Below are 21,418 nucleotides of genomic sequence, written 5' to 3'. Positions count from 1 at the left end.
AGTATAATAAACAAAACTCTTGCTAGGATGCGTATATGAAATACTGGGTTAGTTTTTGGTTATTCTTATTCTCATTTAACGTTTTAGCATTTCCTGCTAGTGGTAAATTAATAGCAACAGAGACTTGCCCCGCCTATTTATCAAAAAATAAAAGAACCAATCCTGATGGTTTGTTTACTCAGCCTAATACACACTATCAAATTAGAGAAATTAATCGGCTAAATAATCCAGACTGGTTACGTATTGAAATTTCAGAAAATACGGAGTATCCCTTACGCTGGGTAAGTATTAATTGTGGCCAGGCAAATTTTGAGCCAGATCAGGTAAATAATTGTCAACAAGTCCCGGGCATGGCTGATAGTTATGTATTAGCGCTAAGTTGGCAACCAGGCTTTTGCCAAACTTACGGGTATGAAGCAGGAAAACCTGAGTGTTTACATCTTTCACCTAATAGTTACCAAGCTAGCCATCTAGTTTTGCATGGTTTATGGCCTAACCAAGCAGATTGTGGGCAATCGTATGGATTTTGTGGCATCACACCGCAAGCTAATCATTGTGACTATCCCGCCCTAAATTTTAGTGAAAAGGTGGCCAATTTATTAAAATTGCTTATGCCTAGTTTTGCAGTAGGAAGTTGCTTGGAGCGGCATGAATGGTATAAACATGGTAGTTGTCAAATCTTGTCTAATGATGATTATTTCTCTCTAGCGCTACGTTTAACGCAAGAAATGCAGGCTACTTTATTTGGTGATTACCTGCATAATCATTTAGGACAGCGCGTGCCATTGACACAGCTTCGTCAAGTTATAGAGCAATCTTTTGGTAAAAATGCACCAAATAAAGTATATTTAGGCTGTAAAAATGGTTATTTAGTTGATATTTTTGTGCAACTACCGGCGTTAATTCCATTTAATGAACCACTGAGTTCTCTAATTAAAAAAGCACAAGAGCTTAATCGTTATGATGGCTGCCCATCGGTAGTTAATATTTCAAATTTCTCTAAATCAACTTTTCAGCCTTTTGATTTAAAGAAAATATTACTAAGATTTCAGCATTAGATTTTTGCAAAAACTTTAAGTGACGAGACAAGATTAAGAGAAAGGCGCTAAAAAAGCGCAGCTTACAGGGAGTAAATGAGCATTTTGAAGTGCTTTTCTCGTTTGAGACTGGCCGGCAATGGCAGTTTCCCAAGATATCTATTAAACTTGCGCTTATCTAAGTTCGTTTATACTCAAATTTTGCAAAATGCGAGGTTTTGAGCCACAAATCGCATTTTGAAGGATTTTGGGTATAATGTAGGAAAATAAATTCAAATGGACAAGTAACGTATGTTAAGTCGCTCATTAATATTAATTTTTCTAATATTATTTTTTGCAGGGTGCACTCGAACATATGTTGCTACGCCAGAAACACCTCTTGCAGTTAATAAAACTACGCAAACACGAGTATTACCTGCTTTCAATGATGTCTTTGTACACGGTAAAATAAACGTTAGTTTACATACAGGTTATGCTAAATCAAAAGTGATTTTACGTGGTGATCCGCGTGATTTAGCGCAAATAAGCATTGCGCCTGTCGCTAATGGTAAATTATTTGTTTCACTATTAGATGCATTTCCCCAACATGGGCCAATTAATCTGGAAATTCGCACCCGCCATTTAAATACTTTTTCTTATGAAGGGAATGGTACAATTAATGGTCGGCATTTAAAGTCAGGATTACTAGATTTATTTATTACCAATCCTGGCCAAACTCATCTAGGCGGAAATATTAATCTAGGTCGCCTTGAAGTTCATGGGCCAGGCTCTATCAATATTCAAGGTATTAAATCTTCTAATTTACAGTTTGCTATTACTGGAAATCCCACTATTCATTTAAGTGGGGTTGTCAAACTGGCTGAGCTTAAGTTACGTGGTGATGCTAATATTAACCTGCATTGGATAAAAAGTGATTGGTTAACTATTCGCGGCAAAGGTCACTCTATTATTCAGTTAGCAGGTATAGCAAATAAGCTAGATTTAGAGCTATGGGATTATGCGCAATTTAAAGGTCGTTATTTACGTGCTAAACGTATTTTTGCAAAAACGCATCAGCGTGCAGTTGCAGAATTACTTGCCACTAAAAGACAACATACTTTAGCAACCGATGCTAGTGATATTTATTTCTATGAAATTCCAGATATGAAAACGGATTTTATGGCTTTTGATGGCGCTGTACTAGATATGCGTGATTTAAATAATCCATTTGTTGAAGAGTATACTCGCTATAATAAATAGTAAATTATTCTAAGCTTACTTGTACAGGAATGCCATAGACGCGATATTCTTTAGGTACAGGCTGCTTTGGAGCAATAATAGCGACTAACTTATTTTCTCTTGTTGCTAAAGGATTCGATTGCGAAGATGGCAATTGTTGCGCGTAACGTGGCGAGTTAACAATAATACCTGGAATTTTTTCGCGATTCGGAAATTGAATCATGACCTTTTTGCCAAATGTGGCTACAGAGCTATATTTAGGTTCAATATAAGCTTTTATTTTTAAATTGTTATCTGTTACTACAGTAAGTAAGTTTGTACCTACTTGAACATACTCACCAACATGGGCTTCCGAATTCATGATAGTGCCTTGTTGCGGTGCATGAATAATAAAATTATTAAGTTGCGCTTGAATTAATTTAATTTCACTATTTATTTCTTCTAGACGGCGATTATAATTAACTTCCAATAATGTATTATGCTGCAATGCATTCTCAGAAATTTTTTGTTTAATGGTAGAATAATTTTGTTGAGCTGCTGAGTAATTTTTCCTTGCCTCCTCTAACTGAAGTGTAATTAAATTTCCTTCATTAAAATATTTTTTAAATCTCTCATAAGTTTTTTGACTATCGATAATGTCTTGCTCAGCTACTTTTAAGGCATTGGTGAGTTCAGCTTGATTAGCGTTTCTTAAATTATTAATAAGGTTACTAATACGGAATTTTTCACTCAATAGATAATTTAATTTGCCAGTTAGTTTAGGCGAACTCATTTGCAGTAGTACCTCACCTCGCCGAACAGGCTGGCCATCTGTAACAGCCATATTCTGAATGTAGCCTTCGTCTGGGGCTCGAATTAAGAAAGTATCATAAACAACCGAGCCACTAAATTGAACAAAGAGGAATTCTTTTAAGAATTTATACATTAAGAAACCCATAGGTAAGCATAAAAGCAAAACAAGCAAATACCATCGCATCCTAGATACGCCAGGTGCTTTATAAGGTATTGGTGCTAAAGGCTGTTTATTTTCTATTTTTAAAAAAATACCCATAAGAGTTTATTATTTATTTTGTTTTTCTAATTATATACCATGGAGCCATACTTGATGTTTTATGCGTTTTAAATATCATCTCACGTATAATAAAATAGCCTGCAACTAAGCGCATAATTTGCAAGTAAATTGGCATAAGAAACAGCCATCCAAACAACTTGGCATCCTGTCTAGGCCGTTCTGAAACAAGAATAAGAAATAATAAAAATAAAAAAATTTCTACTGTTAAATAATAAGCATAAATTAAACTATTAATAGCAATCAAAAAGCCAAGATCATAATGGAGAAATAACCAAATCGTATAAAAGAGGATAATAAATGGCAAGGTTAATTGAAAATACAAGCTATACCAAATCATAAAAATATTTTTTGTACGACCTAAAAAGCGACCGCTGAATTTGCGCCAGTGCCTACGCACAAAAATGTAATACAAATCACCATCCCAGCGCATGCGCTGTTTCAATAGTTTTCTAACTTTTTTTGGAGCAGCTGTCCAGGCAACCGCATACGGCTCATGGACAATCTTTAAATTTGGATAGCGGCTACTATAGGCATGCATTCGTAATGTTAAATCTAAATCTTCTGCTGTACCATTTAGCCAGCCGCCTATTCTTCGTATAAAATCCGTTTTAAAAATACCAAAAGCACCGGAAATATTATTTACCGCATTAACTTCGCTTAAGCCAAAGCGGCCAAGTTGAATACCAAGCATATATTCAATAGCTTGTAGGCGAGTTAATATTGTGTCTTTAAAATTGCGGACTCGAACTGCGCCGGAAACGCATATAACATTGGGGTCATTAAAGTGGCGTACAGCCCAACTAATGCTTTGATTATCAATAGAGGTATCAGCATCCAGCATAACAAAAATATTTCCCTTAGCTAACCTTAAGCCTAAATTCATAGAATTAGCATGGCCGCCGCGAGTGAATTTTTTAACTATTCTAAATTCACGATTACGAATACCTTTATAGGCCAACATTAATTCTTCAGCAAAGCGAATACTCAATTTATTATTATTTGCGCCATCAAAAATGAAAATACTTTCTATTTTACCTGGATAATTTTGTTCGGCTAATGAGCGCATTGTAATATTTAATTCTTCTTTGCTTTCATTATAGGACGTAATTATTACTGTAATTAAAGGGTAACTATTTAGTCCGTAAGGTGTTGTATTTCCTCTCCTTAACCAGTTTCTAATACTTGCAAGAATAATAATTATGTTAAAAGGCATTTCCATAAGGATAACGTAAGGAAAAAAAAGCAAGGCTAAGCTTAATTCTCCATCATTTTTAATGATAGAAATTAAATGATAGATAACTTCATAATAAAGATCATTGTTCATAGGTTACCCATCCTCGTAATTCAGATAACAATAAATCTTCACTTAAATCTAGTTTTATAATTTCTGTAGATGAAATATAACTTAAGCCGATTTTAATTTTAGGTTCACGTTTGCGCCATGTTTTTTCTAGAAAGTTCTGTATTTTTTTGATGATAAAAGTATTGGCATTTTCATCGGTCATTGGCAAGAAGAAAATAAGCTGATCTTCATCTTTAGTGCAGAGATCTATTTCTCGAAAGATTGAGCGTAGGCCTTCAAAAAGATCATATAATAATTTTTCTACCTCTATTAAACCAAATTGCAACATTAAATCATCTTGATTTAAAATATTAACTGCTAGCAAACTAAAGGAAAGATTTTTAAAACGTTTAGCCATTTTTACATTCCATTTTACAAGAGCCATAAACGCATTAAAATCAACAAATTTAAAAAGCTGTGGCACATTACTAAAGAGTCTTTGCTCCGTTCCTTTAACGAGATTACTACCATACCGATCAAGGTGGTATTCATAAAGTTTTCTAGTTAGTAGATCTTGAGGAAGGGTTTGTTTTTTGCAAACTAGGCAAGTTACATTAACTTCATATTCAAAAAAAGACTGAGTGCAATTTAGGCATAATTTATCTTCTAACGGTTTATCATAATCAATTCCAATGTGTCTTAATTTAACGTGACAACGGCTACAGCGTAATTGTCCTCGCAGCATAAACTCTGAAATCGGGCCAATATTGCCACAGGTAAAACAGTGAATAAATTGCTGCTCACGGATATCAACAGAATGACAGTTTGGACAGTTGCTAGTAAAATTTAATAAACCTGCATGGCAATGTAGGCAAGATTGTACTTCATTAATAATTTTTCCTTGCTTTAAAAGGCTGCGGGTAGCCATGCCTTGTAGATGCTCCCAAATATCTATTTTTTCTTCCTGTTCGAATAAATCGATTACAGGATAATGAAAAGCATCAGTTAGTTGATAATTTAAGAGAGGAATTAAGCTATTTTTAGGACGAGTAAATAAATAACTTAGTATACGCCATTCATGATGATTAATAGCCTGATAATTTTCATTGTAATGTAAAGAGCGCATATTTTCATTTATTTCTGCAGCGACAACTAAAAAATTAGTGTTAAATGGGCCATCAAAAAGTATTAATTCGGGTTGAGCTGTAAATTCACCTAAATAAAAAATGGGAGTTAAATGATAATAATTTTGCCTACGTAATTCTTTGAGTATATTTTGCCAGTCAAGGCTTAAATCTATTATTACAGCAAAACAGCCACGTTTAGGAAGTTCTGCTACTGTAGGTATAATCTTTAAATTACTAGTCAAGTTTACTAATGCCTGCACATTAGCTTTTTCACTAATTAGGTAACTAAGTTCTAAATTAATGCCCCTCACAAAATTTTCACCCTCAGGTGTAATTTTATAAGCAAAACATTTCCTACTAATTAACTCAGTCTGTGTAGATTGCTTTTTGCAATCCAGGCAGATAATAGGATTTTCTAAAGTGCGTTGATAAAAAGGGGCTGGCAAATGAATTTCATTAGGCTTAGTTGTAGGCTCTAATTGGCCTTGGCAGTATGGGCAAGATAGATCATCGGCTTCTTTTAAAGCCATTTTTGATAAAGTGCTTTTACATGCCTTGCAACGAATAATATCATTTCCAACCACAGCAATTGAATGACAATATGGACAGGTTTGAACTTCACCTTTAATAGCGCAAGGTTTTATTAGTTCATCCTCGGCCATAGCTTCTAAGAGAGAAGAACCATCCTGTTCTTGACTTTCTGGTGTTAAAAAACGTATTAATGGATATTCAATTGCAGAAGAAACATGGTAATCAATAAATCCTGTTAATAAATAATCCTTGCGCGTAAATAGATAATTTAAAATTAATTTTTCACAGTAGGTAATCGCATGGTTATAGACGGTTGAAATTTGTGTTATACATTTATTTATTTGATCAGCAATTTCTATCGACCTATTATCTAGAAGACCATCGTATAGTGAGCTAAGACGCTCATCAATCTCACCAATATAAAAAAGCGGAATAAGCTTGGCGTTTGGTAATTTTCTTAATTGTTGTAGCAAAGTCCAAGACGAAAGTTTATTAACCTGCATCCCTAATAAAAAACATTCATTAGCAGAAAATTCATCTAATGTAGTGATAAATTGCACTGAATAAGGTTCAGTCTGGGCAATATCTAAGGTCTTATCTTCAGATAATATAATTATTTTTTTATCGCTCATTAAAACTGCTCCGTCAGTTAGATAAGCTATCTTCTCCTTTAATTTATTATAAGCAATGATTTAAGTAATCGCCCATCTCCCACTTTTCCAAAGGCTATATTAGGTACCTCTCAAACAAAAATAATATTTTAAAATGCTTATTTATAAGACTACCGTGCGCTTTTTCAATATTTTTTGTCCAAACATTTTTCAAATAAATCGTTTGCCAGGATTCAAGTTACTCATCTGCGCTATTATTGATTTAATTATGTTCGCAAATAGGCCGTAATATCTTTTGAATTTAAAATTTAAGCATTAGCTTGAATACACTGAATAATGTCTTGAAGATCATTATCTAATGGTAGAACATGTGACGAGTTAGCTAGCCAGTGTATGTTGACTTCGGAGCAGGTTTTAAAACGATTAGCAACTTGCTGGCTATCGACTACCATATCATGAGCGCCTAAAAACAAATCTGTTGGGCAGGTGGGAGCTATAAATTGAAACTGTTGAATAAATCTTAATACTTCAAAGCTGGTTGTTAAAGGTATTTGACGATAAGCAATTTCACCACCTCTAAATTCTTCTAGATTAAAACCTTCCTTTAGCACCATTTGTTGGTATATTTGTTGTTGTTTAGAAGACAGGTACATATTACCAGCGGCACTGCGAATACTATCAAATCCTAATATCTTTAAAAATTGAATTAATCGCATAGTACTTTTTATATTTAATGTTAAATCTAAGGCTGGAGCTAATAAGTAAAGATGGCGTAAATTATATTTGCTACTTAAATAACAGGCTAATAGGCCGCCCAAAGATAAACCTAATACATCAACATGCTCATAATTTTCAATTAAAAGTTTGCAAGTTTGTTCTGCAAAGTCGAATAATTCCTGTGCTCTTAATTGACTGAAAGATTTAATACTGTCTGCATGACCTGGTAAAGCGGGTACGATTAATGAGTCATAATACTCTCGAATGGAAGGTAATAAAAAACGATAGACCCCAGGTGTGGAAGAAAAGCCATGCAAAAGTAAAAGTGCGTTTTGCGCTTTGCCATTAGTTAACTTAATAGGCGCTACTATATCAGTATCTTTTAAACTTATGGTATATAGCTGTTTACCCATATAAATACAGCGAAAATCTTCATGTTGCATTATAGTAACCCTAATTGCTAAAAAATTGTAAAATTTAAGTCAATTTGGTTTATAATTAACTTAATTAGCGTAGAATTGATATTAACTTAAATATTAATACAATTTATTTAGTAGTGTTAGTTTAATAACACGTAGTACATATAATTAATCAAAGGTGATTGCTATGGCTGATTTAAGTCCAGCAGGTGGAATGGCAGGTTTTAGTAGTAGCCCTGGCTTAGGTGACAGCCCAGCGGGCGGTGATAGTGCAGGTGTAGCTGACGCTCCAGGTCCAGCTGGTATGGGTAGTGATTCTAGCCTTGGCGATAGCCCAGGAGGCACTCAAGCCGGTGGTGACAGTGTTGATTTTGCCGGTATGAGCGATGCTTTAAGTTCAGCTGAAATAGACGATGTAGGTTTAGAAGAAGATGAGGAGACTTCGCTTGCCAATGGAGAACCTTTAAGTAACGATTCAGAATCGGCTGAAATGATAATAATGGATTATTTTCTGCCTGGTAATGACGATGATGATGAAGAGGATTCTAAGAAAAAGTCCAAGCATAAATCTAAGAAGAATGACTCTACTGAGGATGAAGCTTCAGAGAGTTCTTTAGATGCAGATCCTGGTATGGCTATGGATAGTGGTGCTGGAGGCGGTTCTATGGATATGGCTTCGCAAGGTCCTTTAGATCAATATAGTAGTGATTTAGGCAGTCAAAATGCTGCTCTAGGTGGCGGTGGTGGTATGGATGCAGGCCAAGTTGTAGAGTTTGTTGAAGCAAATCCAGAAGTACTTGCTCTTTAGGTAATTAATTATTTAAGTAACAACTCAATCTTATATACTGAAAGGCTGTATTTGTTACATTTGAGCGAAAATAATGCATTCAAATGTGTATATAGGACTATCCTGTACGCATTATATATCATGTTAGTCCGAACAATACTTAAATTCAGCCTTCAGTCAAGATTTAAGATACCACCTAATTTATTACTTATTTAATCAGTGCTAGCATAAATCTACTTTAGGGTTTTTACTTAAACGCCCATCAATTTATGCGGTAAGCTTTCTATGCGTCCAGCTTGAGTAACAACGACATAATTTAATTTACGTTGTAATTCAGCAATAGTATCTGCTCCGGCGTAAGTTAAGCCAGAGCGTAATCCCCCGACAATATCCGCAATAATAGCATCTTGATTATCCCGATAAGGTACTTCAGTTGCTACACCTTCAGCCGTCTTCCATTCATGCATTTGGCCTAAAAACTCTTCTTGCGCCTCTCGAGAAGCCATACCACGATACCGTTTAACTTTATCACCATTTTCTTTAGTAATAATATCGCTTGGTGTTGGATCGGTACCAGCGAGCATTCCGCCAATCATGACAAAATCAGCGCCAAAAGCTAAAGCTTTTACAATATCACCTGAAGTACGAATACCACCATCAGCGACAATTGAACGATCAGTGCGAGCACAGTCTTGAATACAAGTTAACATAGGAATGCCAAAACCAGTTTTAACTCGAGTGCTACAGACAGAGCCGCCTCCAATACCTGCTTTAATGATATCGGCACCGCAAGATGCTAAATAATCAGCGCCAGCGTAAGTCGCAACATTGCCAGCCATAATACAACGTGTTCCTAATATTTTACGTAGACTTTTTAATGTCTTACCAACATATTTAGCATGAGCATGCGCAACATCTACGCAAAAATAATCGGCACCAGCATCTCTTAGTGCCTCAGCACGTTGCAACTCGGCTTCACTACAACCTACAGAAACAAATACAGGTCCTGTACAGCGTTTAAACTCAGCAATATTATCATCAATACTTAAAAACCGATGTAGTGCCCCGATACCACCTTTACTGGACATAAAATTAGCCATTTTACTTTCAGTAATGGTATCCATATTGGAACTAATGACGGGTAGTTGTAAGCTAAGTTTACCTAAACGGTCCGTCATACTAGTATCCACAACTCGTCTAGATTCATGGTGATTGTAAGCAGGAACTAATAACACATCATCAAACGTGATGGCATGGTTATTCATCATTCATTATCCTCTTATAAAAGGCGTACTATAAATGTTCAGCTGCATAATAAGCAAGCCTTGATCGTTCACCACGTAATAAAGTCATATGTGCGCTGTGTTCCCAATGTTTAAAACGATCAACTGCAAATGTAAGGCCCGATGTTGTTTCAGTTAAATAAGGTGTATCAATTTGTTTAATATCACCCAAACAAACCACTTTAGTACCGGGGCCTGCACGGGTAACGAGTGTTTTAATTTGTTTTGGGGTTAAATTTTGTGCCTCATCAATAATGATAAAGCGGTTTAAAAAAGTTCGTCCTCGCATATAATTTAAAGAACGAATTTTAATTTTATTTTGTAATAAATCTTGGGTAGCATTACGGCCAAAACTACCGCCTTCTTGGGAGCTATGTAGTACTTCCAAATTATCCATTAATGCGCCCATCCAAGGCGTCATTTTTTCTTCCTCAGTTCCCGGTAAAAAGCCGATATCTTCACCAACGGGAATAGTTACTCTGGTCATAATAATTTCAGCATAGCGATTTTGATCTAAAACTTGAGTTAAACCTGCTGCAATAGTAAGTAGGGTTTTTCCGGTACCTGCAGACCCTTGCAAGGTTACGAAATCTACATCAGGATCAAGTAGTAAATTTAAAGAAAAATTCTGTTCTCTATTGCGGGCATTAATTCCCCATACGGTATGTTTAGGTTGAGTGTAATCACGAGCAACTTGAATAATGGCATGTTCTGCCTCAACTTTTTTTACAATAGCTAGAAACTGATTATCTTCAGTGCTTAAGCAATCATTAGGATTCCAGTGGTGTGTTATTGGACCACTAATTTTATAAAAACTTTTACCACTCTCTTGCCAAGCATTCATGTCTTTAACATGTGTATCCCAAAAATTATTATCTAAGATATGTAAACCACTATGTAATAAACTAACATCATCGAGGACCTGATCATTATAGTAATCCTCAGCTTTAATACCTAGGATACCTGCTTTAATTCGTAGATTAATATCTTTAGAGATAATAATGATTTGTCTTTCAGGATATTTTTTTTGTAAACCTAATGCTGTTGCTAGTAGTGTATTATCAGGCTTATGACCAGGTAGTGTGCTTGATCTAATTTGCTCAAAGTCGTCCGTTTGAAAAAATAATCGACCAGTACTTTTATTATTATCGTGATGTAGAAAGCTTGGAATTGAAAGCCCCTCAACAATCTCTTTATGAGTGGCGCCGCTCATTAATTCAACTAACATTCGATTTGTTTGGCGAACGTTACGAGCTACATCAGAAAGCCCGGTCTTATGGCTGTCTAATTCTTCTAGTACAACCATAGGTAAATAAATATCATGCTCGTCAAAACGATAAATTGCTGTTGGATCACTCATCATGATGTTTGTATCAAGTACAAACAGCTTGTTCTTATATCCCTTGTCAGCCATAAACTACTCCATCAGCCAAAAGCATCCATTGTGATAACCTGACTTACTATCGTCAAGCTCCTTATTAGTTTATTAATAGTAATTAATCTATCAATAATGAGAATTATCGGTTACTGTCGTTTCTTTTTGCTGTAGTTCTTTTAAAGTAGCCAGTACCTCATTTACATGGTTAGGAACGCTAACTCGTCGCCATTCATAACTTAAAATACCTTCAGGATTAATAATAAAAGTACTCCGTTCGATTCCTTGTACTTGTTTGCCATACATATTTTTTATCTTAATGACATCAAATAGATGACAAAATTTTTCATCCTCATCACTGATAAGCTCAAACTGAAACGCTTGTTTTGCTTTGAAGTTTTCATGAGATTTAATACTATCACGCGAAATACCAAAAATAATGGTATTTAATGCTTGAAACAAGCTATAGGAATCGCGAAAGTTTTGTCCTTGCGTTGTACAGCCTGGTGTTGCATCTTTTGGATAAAAATAAAGTATTATCCACTGGCCACGATAATTAGCTAAATTGGCAGTGGTACCATTAGTTGCTGTAAATTGTAAGTCCGCTACCTTATCACCAATCTTCATGAATAATCCTCAATTTATGAAATAGCTCTTTCATTTTATATTTATAATTTAGTTTGAACAAACAATTTCACATTATTATTGTCTGATATTTTGTCTAAAATTTAGTTGATAACGCTATACCATTTTTACTTCATTAACTTGTGTGCCCAATCAACGACTAACTTAAACCATGGAACATAAACTGTGAATGCTTATCAATTTTCATAGCCAATGTTATACTGTGGCTTTTGTATTTCGGTTAGACAATTAATGAGTGGTAAAGAACAAAATACTTCTATAGCCTTAAATAAAAAAGCTCGTTTTGATTATTTTATTGAGGATGAATATGAAGCAGGTCTTGTACTTCAAGGTTGGGAAGTAAAAAGTCTGCGTGCTGGTAAGATAAATTTATCCGATGCTCATGTTATTATTAAACATGGCGAGGCATTTTTATTAGGAGCGCAAATTCAACCGTTGCCTACTGCTGCAAAGCATTTATATCCAGATCCTATACGAACGCGAAAGCTTTTATTAAGTAAGCAGGAATTAAATAAATTAATTGGCAGTGTAGAAAGGCAAGGCTATACTTTGATTCCCTTATCTTTATATTGGCGGAAAAACCTTGTAAAGATGAAATTAGCATTGGCAAAAGGTAAAAAGACGCACGATAAAAGAGATACAATTAAAGAGCGGGATTGGCAACGCGATCGAGCTCGTCTTTTAAAAAAAAATAAGTAGTATATTATCCACATTTAAAGACTTAGTTATAAAAATAAATAAAGAAAAATGAAAGCTACATGCTAATCAGATTGACAATAAATGAACATCAGTCTTTAATCTAAAAGTAGCCTATCTCAAACTGATAATTATTGATGAGCCTTGTCAAAGCAATCACTGTCGGTTTTTTGAGCAAGTAAAGTAAGTAAAGGGATTTTTTTTAACCTAAGGAGGGGACTATGTCATATTGCACAAAGTTGTGCAGGGCGTTATGTATATTAGCATTTTTTTTACCTGTCGTAGTAAAGGCAGAGGCGCCTGTTAAATCTATAGTAATTTTTGGCGATAGCCTTTCTGATACAGGTAATACAACACATCTTTTAAAGAGCCTAAGACAAGAAGAAAGCCCCGCCTACCTTGTTTACCCTGTTAAAGTATTTGTAATTAACAAAATGACTGAATTTGCTGAAGAATATTATGTTCCGCAAATTCTGTTAGATACAGGTATTGATATCGTAACCGACTTTTTTGACACCGGTGTAGGCCCTATGCTTGCCTCTCTTATTTCAAATATTAAAAAAGCTCCTATTTTACCTGGTGCCCCTTATTGGCAAGATCATTTCTCTAATGGTCGAGTTTGGGATGAGTATTTAGCACCTATGCTTTCAGTTGATAGAGAAGATAAGCGCTATTTTACCAATAAAGCTTTTGGTGGTAGTTGGGCTGTTACCTATGATTACCAATTAACCGTATGGAATTTAATACGCCATCCGCTGTTAACAGTTAAAAACTTAATTGTAGGCAAATTGATTCCGCCAAGCCTTGGTTTAACGGTTCAAGCTTATTTATTAGTTAATGAACAACTAAGTGATGAAACTGTTTATTTCGTTTTCACTGGTGGTAATGATTATCTTAATACTTTTAGATTTGCCGATAATTATGATTCTACTAAGCTAAGTGCTTATATAGATAATGTTATTGATGGGATAGGCGGGTCTGTAAAAAAATTAGTTAAAGCTGGTGCTAAACGTTTCGTTATTTTGGGTGTTCCCTCAATAGGCGTTGCTCCCCGCTATTTAAATACAGCGGATAGTGATTTATTAAATTATGTTAGCCAAACGCATAATGAGCGATTAGCACAGAAGGTAATGGAATGGCAAAATTCTTTTCCTGATGTTGATTTTCTCTTTATTGATATTCAGCCGATTTTGCATAAAGCCATAGAAAATCCAGTTCTCTTTGGCTTTAAAAATGTAACCGATGCCTGTATAGATGTTAAATTCCCTATGTTTAAGCTGTCAGCCGATTCACCTTTTAAGGGGAACTTCGTATTAGAGTACGCACAAACTCTGCAGTATAAGGATAAAAATTTCGCGCCTAACGAGAAAAATTATCATGTTTGTGCTAACCCTGATGATTACCTTTTCTGGGATGAAATTCACCCAACTACTAAAGCCCATTTATTTTTAGCAGATGAAATCTGTTTGGCAATGAAAGCACATGGGTATAAGACAAATTGTGCACGACTTATAAATAAGGATATTTAAACTAATATTTAAATAGGGATAGTTGTTATGGCATACTGTATGTTTTTTTAATTTGAAATTAGATGCCAGGACTACTAAAAATTAAAATAAGGAGTCATGCAATATGTGTGGAATTATAGGTGCAATATCTCAGCGTGATATTACTCAGGTTTTATTAGCAGGATTGCGACGCTTAGAATACCGCGGCTATGATTCTGCAGGTATTGCAATTATTGATAATAAGGGACATCTAAAGCGGGTACGCATTGAAGGTAAAGTACAAGCGTTAGCAGAGGCCATGCAAAAAACAGCCATTACAGGCACGTTAGGTATTGCGCATACTCGTTGGGCAACGCATGGAAAACCTTGTGAAGAAAATGCTCACCCCCATCTCTCTAATGGGCAAATAGCTATTGTTCATAATGGAATCATTGAAAATCATGAAGTATTGCGAGAACGCTTAGTAAGCGAAGGTTATGAATTTTCTTCTGAAACAGACACAGAAGTAGCAGCACACTTAGTGCACTACTATTATCAGCAGCATGAAAATTTATTGCGTGCTGTACAGGAAGCAGCGAAGCTAATGAATGGCGCATTTGCTTTAGGTGTGATTCATGAGCAACGTCCACGTGAATTAATTGCTATTCGTAAAGGCAGCCCTTTGGTATTGGGTTTAGGTATTGGTGAGCAATTTATTGCTTCAGATGCCTTAGCTTTAGGTTCTTTTGCCCAGCAAGTTATTTATTTAGAAGAGGGCGATAGTGCTCATTTTCATGATGGCAAAATTGATATTTATAACATAGAAGATCAGCCAGTTAAGCGTTCAGTACATGCGATTGATGGTAATAATCAGACTGTCACAAAAGGTAATTATCGTCATTTTATGTTAAAAGAAATTTACGAACAGGCTAGTGTTTTATCTGATACATTAGAAGGACGTATTGCTTCGCAAGAGGTATTAAGGGCTAGCTTTGGTGCTAAAGCTGTCGACTTATTTAAAAATATTAAACAAATTCATATTATAGCTTGTGGAACAAGTTTTCATGCCGGCCTTATTGCTCGCTATTGGATAGAATCCTTGGCTGGTATTAGCACACAAGTAGAAATAGCTAGTGAATATCGTTATCGTGATGTAGTTGTCAGTCCAGATACGCTTTTTGTTGCTGTTTCTCAATCTGGTGAGACAGCGGATACTTTAGCTGCATTACATAAAGCAAAATCTTTAAATTATTTAGCAACTTTAGCTATTTGTAATGTGCCAACAAGTACATTAGTGCGAGAAGCAGATTGTGTTTTTCTAACGCGAGCAGGTATTGAGATTGGCGTTGCATCCACAAAAGCCTTTACAACTCAGTTAGCTGCTTTTTTGATGTTAGCTTCAGCATTATGTAAAGACGAACGCGTTAAAGACGTTCTAGATCAGCTAAGAGAATTGCCAACTCATTGCGAACGTACGTTACAAATGAATAACCGTATTGAGACTTTATCGGAATTATTTGTAAATAAATCACATGCGCTTTTTTTAGGTCGTGGTGTGCAGTATCCTGTTGCTCTAGAAGGGGCGCTAAAGCTTAAAGAAATTTCTTATATTCATGCCGAAGCTTATCCAGCTGGCGAGTTAAAGCATGGTCCTTTGGCGCTCGTGGATAATGAAATGCCTGTCATTGCTATAGCACCTAATGATGAGTTATTAGATAAATTAAAATCTAACTTGCATGAAGTAAGCGCTCGTGGTGGTCAGTTAATTGTTTTTGTTGACGATTCGCAGACTTGGCAACCTAACGGTGCGCAGTTAATCCCTGTTCCTTGCTGTGGTGTTTGGATTGCGCCAATTGTTTATACCATTCCTCTGCAGTTATTGGCTTATCATGTAGCAGTCGCTAAAGGTACAGATGTTGATCAGCCACGTAATTTAGCCAAGTCGGTGACGGTTGAATAAAGCTATAAATGGTATAGCCATGGAGTAGGCTGCAAGTAAAATCTTTAAAGCTTAATTGCGCAATTATTTACTTGTGCAATTAGTTTTAAAGGATTCCCAAAAGGCAACAGGTACGCCAGTTGGGTCAGCAATCACTGCAAACTGGCCATAATTGCCTACAGGTGTAAGAGGAGTTTGAATAGTTGCTCCTAACTTTATCGCCTGTTGCAAAGTATCTTCCAGATTATTAACCGATAAATAACTTATCCATTGTGATTTTATTTCTTGTTTTTTATCAGGCGGAATCTGCCACATGCCGCCAAATTCCTTATTATTTAATATAATTATTATATAGGTTGTATGATTAATATTAAGTTCGGTAAATTGCCACCCCAGTAATTTATTGTAAAATTTTTTAGTACTATTTAAGTCAGGTGTTGCTAACTCATGCCAGCAAAATGGATTTGAACTTGGTTTAGTCATAAGTATTTTTACCTCAATTTAAATTTTGATTTTAAATGCGTAGTTAAAATTCGCAAAAAGTTTGGTAATGAGTGTATAATGTTAAGGTTTTAATTAATGTTTTGCGAGGATATGAATGGCTCAAGAAATGATGTCGGCTGCAGAGATTATAGCGCAGGAACTTAAGGTTAAAATCTCACAAGTAGAGGCAGCTATTCGTTTACTTGATGAAGGTGCAACCGTGCCCTTTATTGCCCGTTACCGTAAAGAAGTAACCCAGGGGCTTAATGATACTGAGTTAAGGGAACTTGCTGAGCGCCTACATTATATTCGGGAATTAGATGAGCGGCGTCATTTTATTTTACAAGCAATTCGCGAGCAAGATAAATTAACCGCTGAGCTTGAGCAACAGATTTTAACAGCTACAACTAAAACTCGCCTTGAAGATCTTTATTTACCTTATCGACCTAAACGGCGAACTAAAGCCCAGTTAGCTAGAGAAGCAGGGCTTGAGCCATTAGCAGAGAGTTTACTGCAAGACCCGTCACAAGAGCCATTACAAATTGCTGAGTCTTATATAAATAAAGAGCTCGCTGTTGATACTAAAGAAGCGGCCTTAGAAGGTGCTCGCCAAATTTTAATGGAACGTTTTGCAGAAAATCCTGAATTAATCACAGAGCTACGTGAGTATTTATGGAATCATATTATTCTTAAATCATTTGTTATCAATGATGAGAAAAAAGCTAATGCGCATAAGTTTAGTGATTATTTTGAATACGCTGAACCCATTAAAAAAATTCCCTCTCATCGTGCTTTGGCTTTATTTCGCGGCCGTCGCGAAGGCATTTTACAGTTTAAACTAGAGTTACCTAATGATAGTGAACATGGACAGCAACGTATTGCTGCTGTTTTTAATATCGAGAATCAAAATAGAGCGGCAGATAATTGGTTATTAGAAACCGTAAATATGACTTGGAAAATAAAGTTATTTACTAAGCTTGAACTTGAATTACTTGCACGATTACGTGAATTTGCCGATGAAGAAGCTATCGCTGTATTTGCTCGGAATCTGCGTGATTTATTGTTAGCAGCGCCAGCAGGGTCGCAAGCTACACTTGGATTAGATCCAGGCATTAGAACAGGCGTTAAAGTTGTAGTAGTTGATATAACAGGCAAAGTTCTAGATTACACCACTGTATTTCCTTTTGCGCCGCATAATGAATGGCATCAAGCTATTGGCGAGTTAGCTAAGCTTGCAGCTAAATATCACATTAATTTAATTAGTATTGGTAATGGGACAGGATCGCGAGAAACAGAACGTTTAGTTAATGATATGATTAAAATGTATCCAGATCTTAAGTTAACTAAGGTTATGGTGAGTGAAGCAGGGGCCTCTGTTTATTCAGCTTCAGAGTTAGCAGCTGCGGAGTTTCCAGATTTAGATGTAAGTATTCGCGGTGCTGTTTCAATTGCTAGACGTCTACAAGATCCTTTAGCAGAATTAGTAAAAATTGACCCAAAAGCAATTGGCGTTGGCCAATATCAGCATGACGTTAATCAAAATAGGTTAGCACGTAGTTTGGATGGTGTTGTAGAAGATTGTGTAAACTTAGTTGGCGTCGATATAAACACAGCTTCTGCTGCTTTACTAACGCGAGTGTCAGGCCTTAATGAAACGCTGGCTAAAAATTTAGTTCAATATCGTGATGAAAATGGTAAGTTTAATAGCCGAGAACAATTGAAAAAAATACCTCGTATGGGTGAGAAAACATTTCAACAATGTGCTGGTTTTCTTCGTATTATTAATGGTAATAATCCTCTGGACGCCTCAGCTGTTCACCCTGAAGCTTATGGATTAGTAGAAAAAATATTAACAAAGCAAGGTGCTTCTCTTAATGAAATTATCGGAAATCATGAGTTTTTAAAAAGTGTTAATGCAAAAGATTATATTGACGAACAATTTGGCTTGCCAACTATACAAGATGTTTTAAAAGAACTTGAAAAACCAGGCCGTGATCCACGACCAAAATTTAAAACTGCTTCTTTTAAAGAAGGTGTAGAAGATATTAATCATCTTAAAGAAGGGATGATTCTTGAAGGAGTAGTTAGTAACGTTACTAATTTTGGTGCCTTTGTTGATATTGGAGTCCATCAAGATGGGCTTGTACATATATCTGCAATGGCTAATAAATTTGTTAATAATCCGCACACCGTTGTTAAAGCGGGTGATATAATCAAAGTTAGAGTTATTGAAGTAGATAAAGAGCGTCGACGAATTGGGTTGAGCATGAAGTTAGAAGAAGAAAAAGCGACAGCCAATCCTAAAAAAGTAATAAAGCCTGAACATAAAGACAAAGAAACTAAATCTTTGCCCGTAAAGAAAAAACCTATTGTTCGAAAAGAACATAAAAACGGCGTTATTTCAACCAGTAAAAAAGGTATTTTTAATACAGCCATGGCAGATGCTTTAGCAAAATTAAAGCGTGGATCATAAATGGCAACTAAGCCTAGAGGTGAAATCACCATACAAACATTGGCAATGCCTGCTGATACTAATGCAAACGGTGATATTTTTGGAGGTTGGCTGGTGTCTCAGATGGACCTTGCTGCCGGTGTTCTTGCTAAAAAAATATCCCGCGGGCGAGCGGCAACAGTAGCTATTCATTCGATGAATTTTTTAAAGCCAGTGCGTGTTGGTGATATTGTTAGTTGCTATGCTGAATTAATTAAATTAGGTAAATCCTCTATGACAATTGCCGTTGAAGTATGGGCAGAACCAGCCACTGGCATAGGTAAATTTCATGTTACCGAAGGCACGTTTGTGTTTGTTGCAATTGATGAATATGGTAAGCCTAGAGAGGTTCCTAGACCTTCATGAGTACGCATTTTGAAAGCTTAAAAAACTGGATTGCCGAGATGGCTAATAGAATCGAAGATAATTCTGATCCAGAGCCTCAACATTTTACGCCTTTTCTTTATGAGCCTGTTTTAGCTCTACAGCTTATTGACTTAATTGCCGCTCTAAAAGAAGAAAATACTACTGAAGAAAATCCCTACTACTCTGCTTGTATTTTTGCAATTGATATTTGTGTTGCCCAATTACAGTCAGCGCAAGAAGTAGGAAATAAGTTGGCTATGAAAACCTTAAACCAATTAATGGATCATATGGCTGAGTCTATTTTAACAAGTCAACATTCATTGGGATTTTGGCTGCCTATTTTAAATGCTTTCTATGATGTACATTTAGAACTTTCACCAAAATTGCGCGATGCTTATTTAACTCTCGCCGAAGGTGATGATGACAAAGTCGATACGAATGATGATATTAATCATTTAGATGCTATCAAAGATATGATAGATGAGCTTTCTAATTTTTCTGTTTTTGATATTGCTGAGAATTTCTTTGCACAAAGTCATGCTATGCCCGCTGATTTTTTCGTTGATTTAGTTATTGATTTATACAGCATTGAAGAAGGGCACGAAATTGCTCTTTTGACTTTGTTGCATCCTAAGGCTTCTGTTCGAGATGTCGTTATATCGACTTTTGAACATTTAATACAGCGCATTATTTTAAGTTCGATTTCATTATCTCGCTTACAAGCAATTAAAAATTGGTACCCTACGATGTATCATGATCAATTTAATCGCTGGATTAAGGAACAACGAAAACAGGGGGTAATTTTTACTCCAAACAGAAGTAATATCCCTGTAATTAAAATTAAGGCTAGCGAAGTTGATGGAAGTGGTGCACAGGGGATATTTATTCATGTTAAACAAGGCAGGACAAATCGACTTTGTGGTTTATTATATAAATATGGTCTAGGTATTAAAGATGCCTGGTTAACCCCTGCTATTAAATTAAAAGATATTAAGAAATACTACGATGAAACGTTTCAGGATAATATCACTTTGCGAGAAGTAGATAGTAACTATTTACAAATGCTGACGGAACATTTTCTGGCTTTAACGATTAATCAAGGTAGTATGCCAGATTTACATTTATTAGAAATACAAGAATTATTGGGTATAAATTTTTATCCAAATACCTTAGAGGTCGCTGCATTAATTGCTGAATTGAGCGTGCAAATTGCGCCATTTACCCCTAATGCGATGCAAGTATCATTTAAACGTTCGAAAAACTGGTTAAATACAAGGTCATTTACGGAATCCTGGTATATTGAGAATGCTAATGTAGATAAGTTGGTTAATCGCTGTAGTAGCTTTGTAGATGGAATTAAACTGTGTGTAATTGAAGATGCTATTACAGCGGTTTTAGAACACGAAATGGAAGTAAATCGGGAAAAGTGGCTTTTTCATTTTTTATGGATTACTTTATGGCTTAAGGCCAAAGCACGTAAAAATGAAAAACTCTGGCAGGATAGTTTTTTTATTGCTTATGCTATTTATGAAAATGCTCCTTTATCTTCTATTCCTTTATTACATGAAATTAGTCGTCAAAGTGTAATTAATAGTATTGAGACTATGCACGACCGTCGCACTTATCTTAACTCCGAATAAATTTGGCAATAACTTGTGGATAAGTTAATGCTAGATATTTTAAATAAAATCATATTCATTCACAATTTATAATTAAGCTTTTGATTTTAAATATTTTTTTTGAAAAAAAGTCATCTAATTAATTGCTTTTCTTGTGGATAACTTTGTTGATAGGCGATTAGCTATTTAAAGAACTTAAGCTACAATTAAGTAAAGTACATTATCTATCTTAA

Annotated in this window: 17 protein-coding genes; 9 read left to right on the top strand and 8 right to left on the bottom strand. The window is 35.5% G+C overall.

What is annotated here, in order from left to right; all coding sequences use genetic code 11:
- The first annotated feature begins 35 nt into the window (after nucleotides 1–35).
- Nucleotides 36–1,058, top strand: a complete 1,023-nt coding sequence (locus ACNVED_RS14340) for a ribonuclease T2 family protein (protein ID WP_419419661.1) — start codon at nucleotides 36–38, stop codon at nucleotides 1,056–1,058.
- Between the two features lie 270 nt (nucleotides 1,059–1,328).
- Entirely contained in the window at nucleotides 1,329–2,276 is a 948-nt protein-coding gene (locus ACNVED_RS14335; RefSeq protein WP_419419660.1) for a GIN domain-containing protein, read from the top strand.
- 4 nt (nucleotides 2,277–2,280) lie between these two features.
- On the opposite strand, the gene ACNVED_RS14330 is transcribed toward ACNVED_RS14335, so the two are convergent.
- The 4 genes from ACNVED_RS14330 to ACNVED_RS14315 all read right to left on the bottom strand — a co-directional run bounded on the left by ACNVED_RS14330 (nucleotide 2,281) and on the right by ACNVED_RS14315 (nucleotide 8,038).
- A complete protein-coding gene (locus ACNVED_RS14330) occupies nucleotides 2,281–3,306 on the bottom strand; it encodes an HlyD family secretion protein (protein ID WP_419419659.1) in 1,026 nt (341 codons plus the stop codon).
- A 13-nt stretch (nucleotides 3,307–3,319) separates the two neighbouring features.
- The gene (locus tag ACNVED_RS14325; protein ID WP_419419658.1) at nucleotides 3,320–4,651 is read right to left on the bottom strand and encodes a glycosyltransferase family 2 protein; all 1,332 of its coding nucleotides are present in this window, start codon (nucleotides 4,649–4,651) and stop codon (nucleotides 3,320–3,322) included.
- Nucleotides 4,641–6,899, bottom strand: a complete 2,259-nt coding sequence (locus ACNVED_RS14320) for a hypothetical protein (protein ID WP_419419657.1) — start codon at nucleotides 6,897–6,899, stop codon at nucleotides 4,641–4,643. Before ACNVED_RS14320 ends, ACNVED_RS14325 begins: the two co-directional genes overlap by 11 nt.
- Nucleotides 6,900–7,186: 287 nt before the next feature.
- A complete protein-coding gene (locus tag ACNVED_RS14315) occupies nucleotides 7,187–8,038 on the bottom strand; it encodes an alpha/beta hydrolase (protein WP_419419656.1) in 852 nt (283 codons plus the stop codon).
- Between the two features lie 163 nt (nucleotides 8,039–8,201).
- On the opposite strand from ACNVED_RS14315, the gene ACNVED_RS14310 reads away from it, so the two are divergent.
- Entirely contained in the window at nucleotides 8,202–8,822 is a 621-nt protein-coding gene (locus ACNVED_RS14310) for a hypothetical protein (RefSeq protein ID WP_419419655.1), read from the top strand.
- Nucleotides 8,823–9,052: 230 nt separating this feature from the next.
- Here the strand turns inward: ACNVED_RS14310 and ACNVED_RS14305 are convergent, their stop codons facing one another.
- The 3 genes from ACNVED_RS14305 to ACNVED_RS14295 form a co-directional block, all read right to left on the bottom strand.
- Complete coding sequence (locus ACNVED_RS14305; RefSeq protein WP_419421212.1) at nucleotides 9,053–10,066, bottom strand: guanosine monophosphate reductase; 1,014 nt, start codon at nucleotides 10,064–10,066, stop codon at nucleotides 9,053–9,055.
- A 28-nt stretch (nucleotides 10,067–10,094) separates the two neighbouring features.
- On the bottom strand, nucleotides 10,095–11,498 hold the full coding sequence (locus tag ACNVED_RS14300) for a PhoH family protein (RefSeq protein WP_419419654.1): 1,404 nt from the start codon (nucleotides 11,496–11,498) through the stop codon (nucleotides 10,095–10,097).
- A gap of 90 nt (nucleotides 11,499–11,588) precedes the next feature.
- The gene (locus tag ACNVED_RS14295) at nucleotides 11,589–12,086 is read right to left on the bottom strand and encodes a peroxiredoxin (protein WP_419419653.1); all 498 of its coding nucleotides are present in this window, start codon (nucleotides 12,084–12,086) and stop codon (nucleotides 11,589–11,591) included.
- A 249-nt stretch (nucleotides 12,087–12,335) separates the two neighbouring features.
- On the opposite strand from ACNVED_RS14295, the gene smpB reads away from it, so the two are divergent.
- From smpB to glmS, 3 genes are all read left to right on the top strand, one after another.
- Entirely contained in the window at nucleotides 12,336–12,803 is a 468-nt protein-coding gene (gene smpB / locus ACNVED_RS14290; protein ID WP_419419652.1) for an SsrA-binding protein SmpB, read from the top strand.
- Nucleotides 12,804–13,021: 218 nt separating this feature from the next.
- Nucleotides 13,022–14,329 (top strand): lysophospholipase/glycerophospholipid:cholesterol acyltransferase PlaC, encoded by a 1,308-nt coding sequence (gene plaC, locus ACNVED_RS14285; RefSeq protein WP_419419651.1) that lies wholly within the window; start codon nucleotides 13,022–13,024, stop codon nucleotides 14,327–14,329.
- Nucleotides 14,330–14,432: 103 nt separating this feature from the next.
- Complete coding sequence (gene glmS / locus ACNVED_RS14280; protein ID WP_419419650.1) at nucleotides 14,433–16,247, top strand: glutamine--fructose-6-phosphate transaminase (isomerizing); 1,815 nt, start codon at nucleotides 14,433–14,435, stop codon at nucleotides 16,245–16,247.
- Between the two features lie 63 nt (nucleotides 16,248–16,310).
- Here glmS and ACNVED_RS14275 read toward each other — a convergent pair whose 3' ends face one another.
- On the bottom strand, nucleotides 16,311–16,709 hold the full coding sequence (locus tag ACNVED_RS14275) for a VOC family protein (protein ID WP_419419649.1): 399 nt from the start codon (nucleotides 16,707–16,709) through the stop codon (nucleotides 16,311–16,313).
- 115 nt (nucleotides 16,710–16,824) lie between these two features.
- On the opposite strand from ACNVED_RS14275, the gene ACNVED_RS14270 reads away from it, so the two are divergent.
- From ACNVED_RS14270 to ACNVED_RS14260, 3 genes are read left to right on the top strand one after another with little or no spacing between them, the layout of a single operon-like run.
- A complete protein-coding gene (locus tag ACNVED_RS14270; RefSeq protein ID WP_419419648.1) occupies nucleotides 16,825–19,182 on the top strand; it encodes a Tex family protein in 2,358 nt (785 codons plus the stop codon).
- A complete protein-coding gene (locus ACNVED_RS14265) occupies nucleotides 19,183–19,566 on the top strand; it encodes an acyl-CoA thioesterase (RefSeq protein ID WP_419419647.1) in 384 nt (127 codons plus the stop codon).
- Entirely contained in the window at nucleotides 19,563–21,206 is a 1,644-nt protein-coding gene (locus ACNVED_RS14260) for a hypothetical protein (protein ID WP_419419646.1), read from the top strand. Before ACNVED_RS14265 ends, ACNVED_RS14260 begins: the two co-directional genes overlap by 4 nt.
- Nucleotides 21,207–21,418 lie beyond the last annotated feature (212 nt).

This window comes from Legionella sp. D16C41 (assembly GCF_048541585.1).
In the GTDB taxonomy this organism is placed as follows: Bacteria; Pseudomonadota; Gammaproteobacteria; order Legionellales; family Legionellaceae; genus Legionella_C.
The sequence above is the reverse complement of the archived record's forward strand: the minus strand, read 5'-3'. Positions and strand labels throughout refer to the sequence as shown.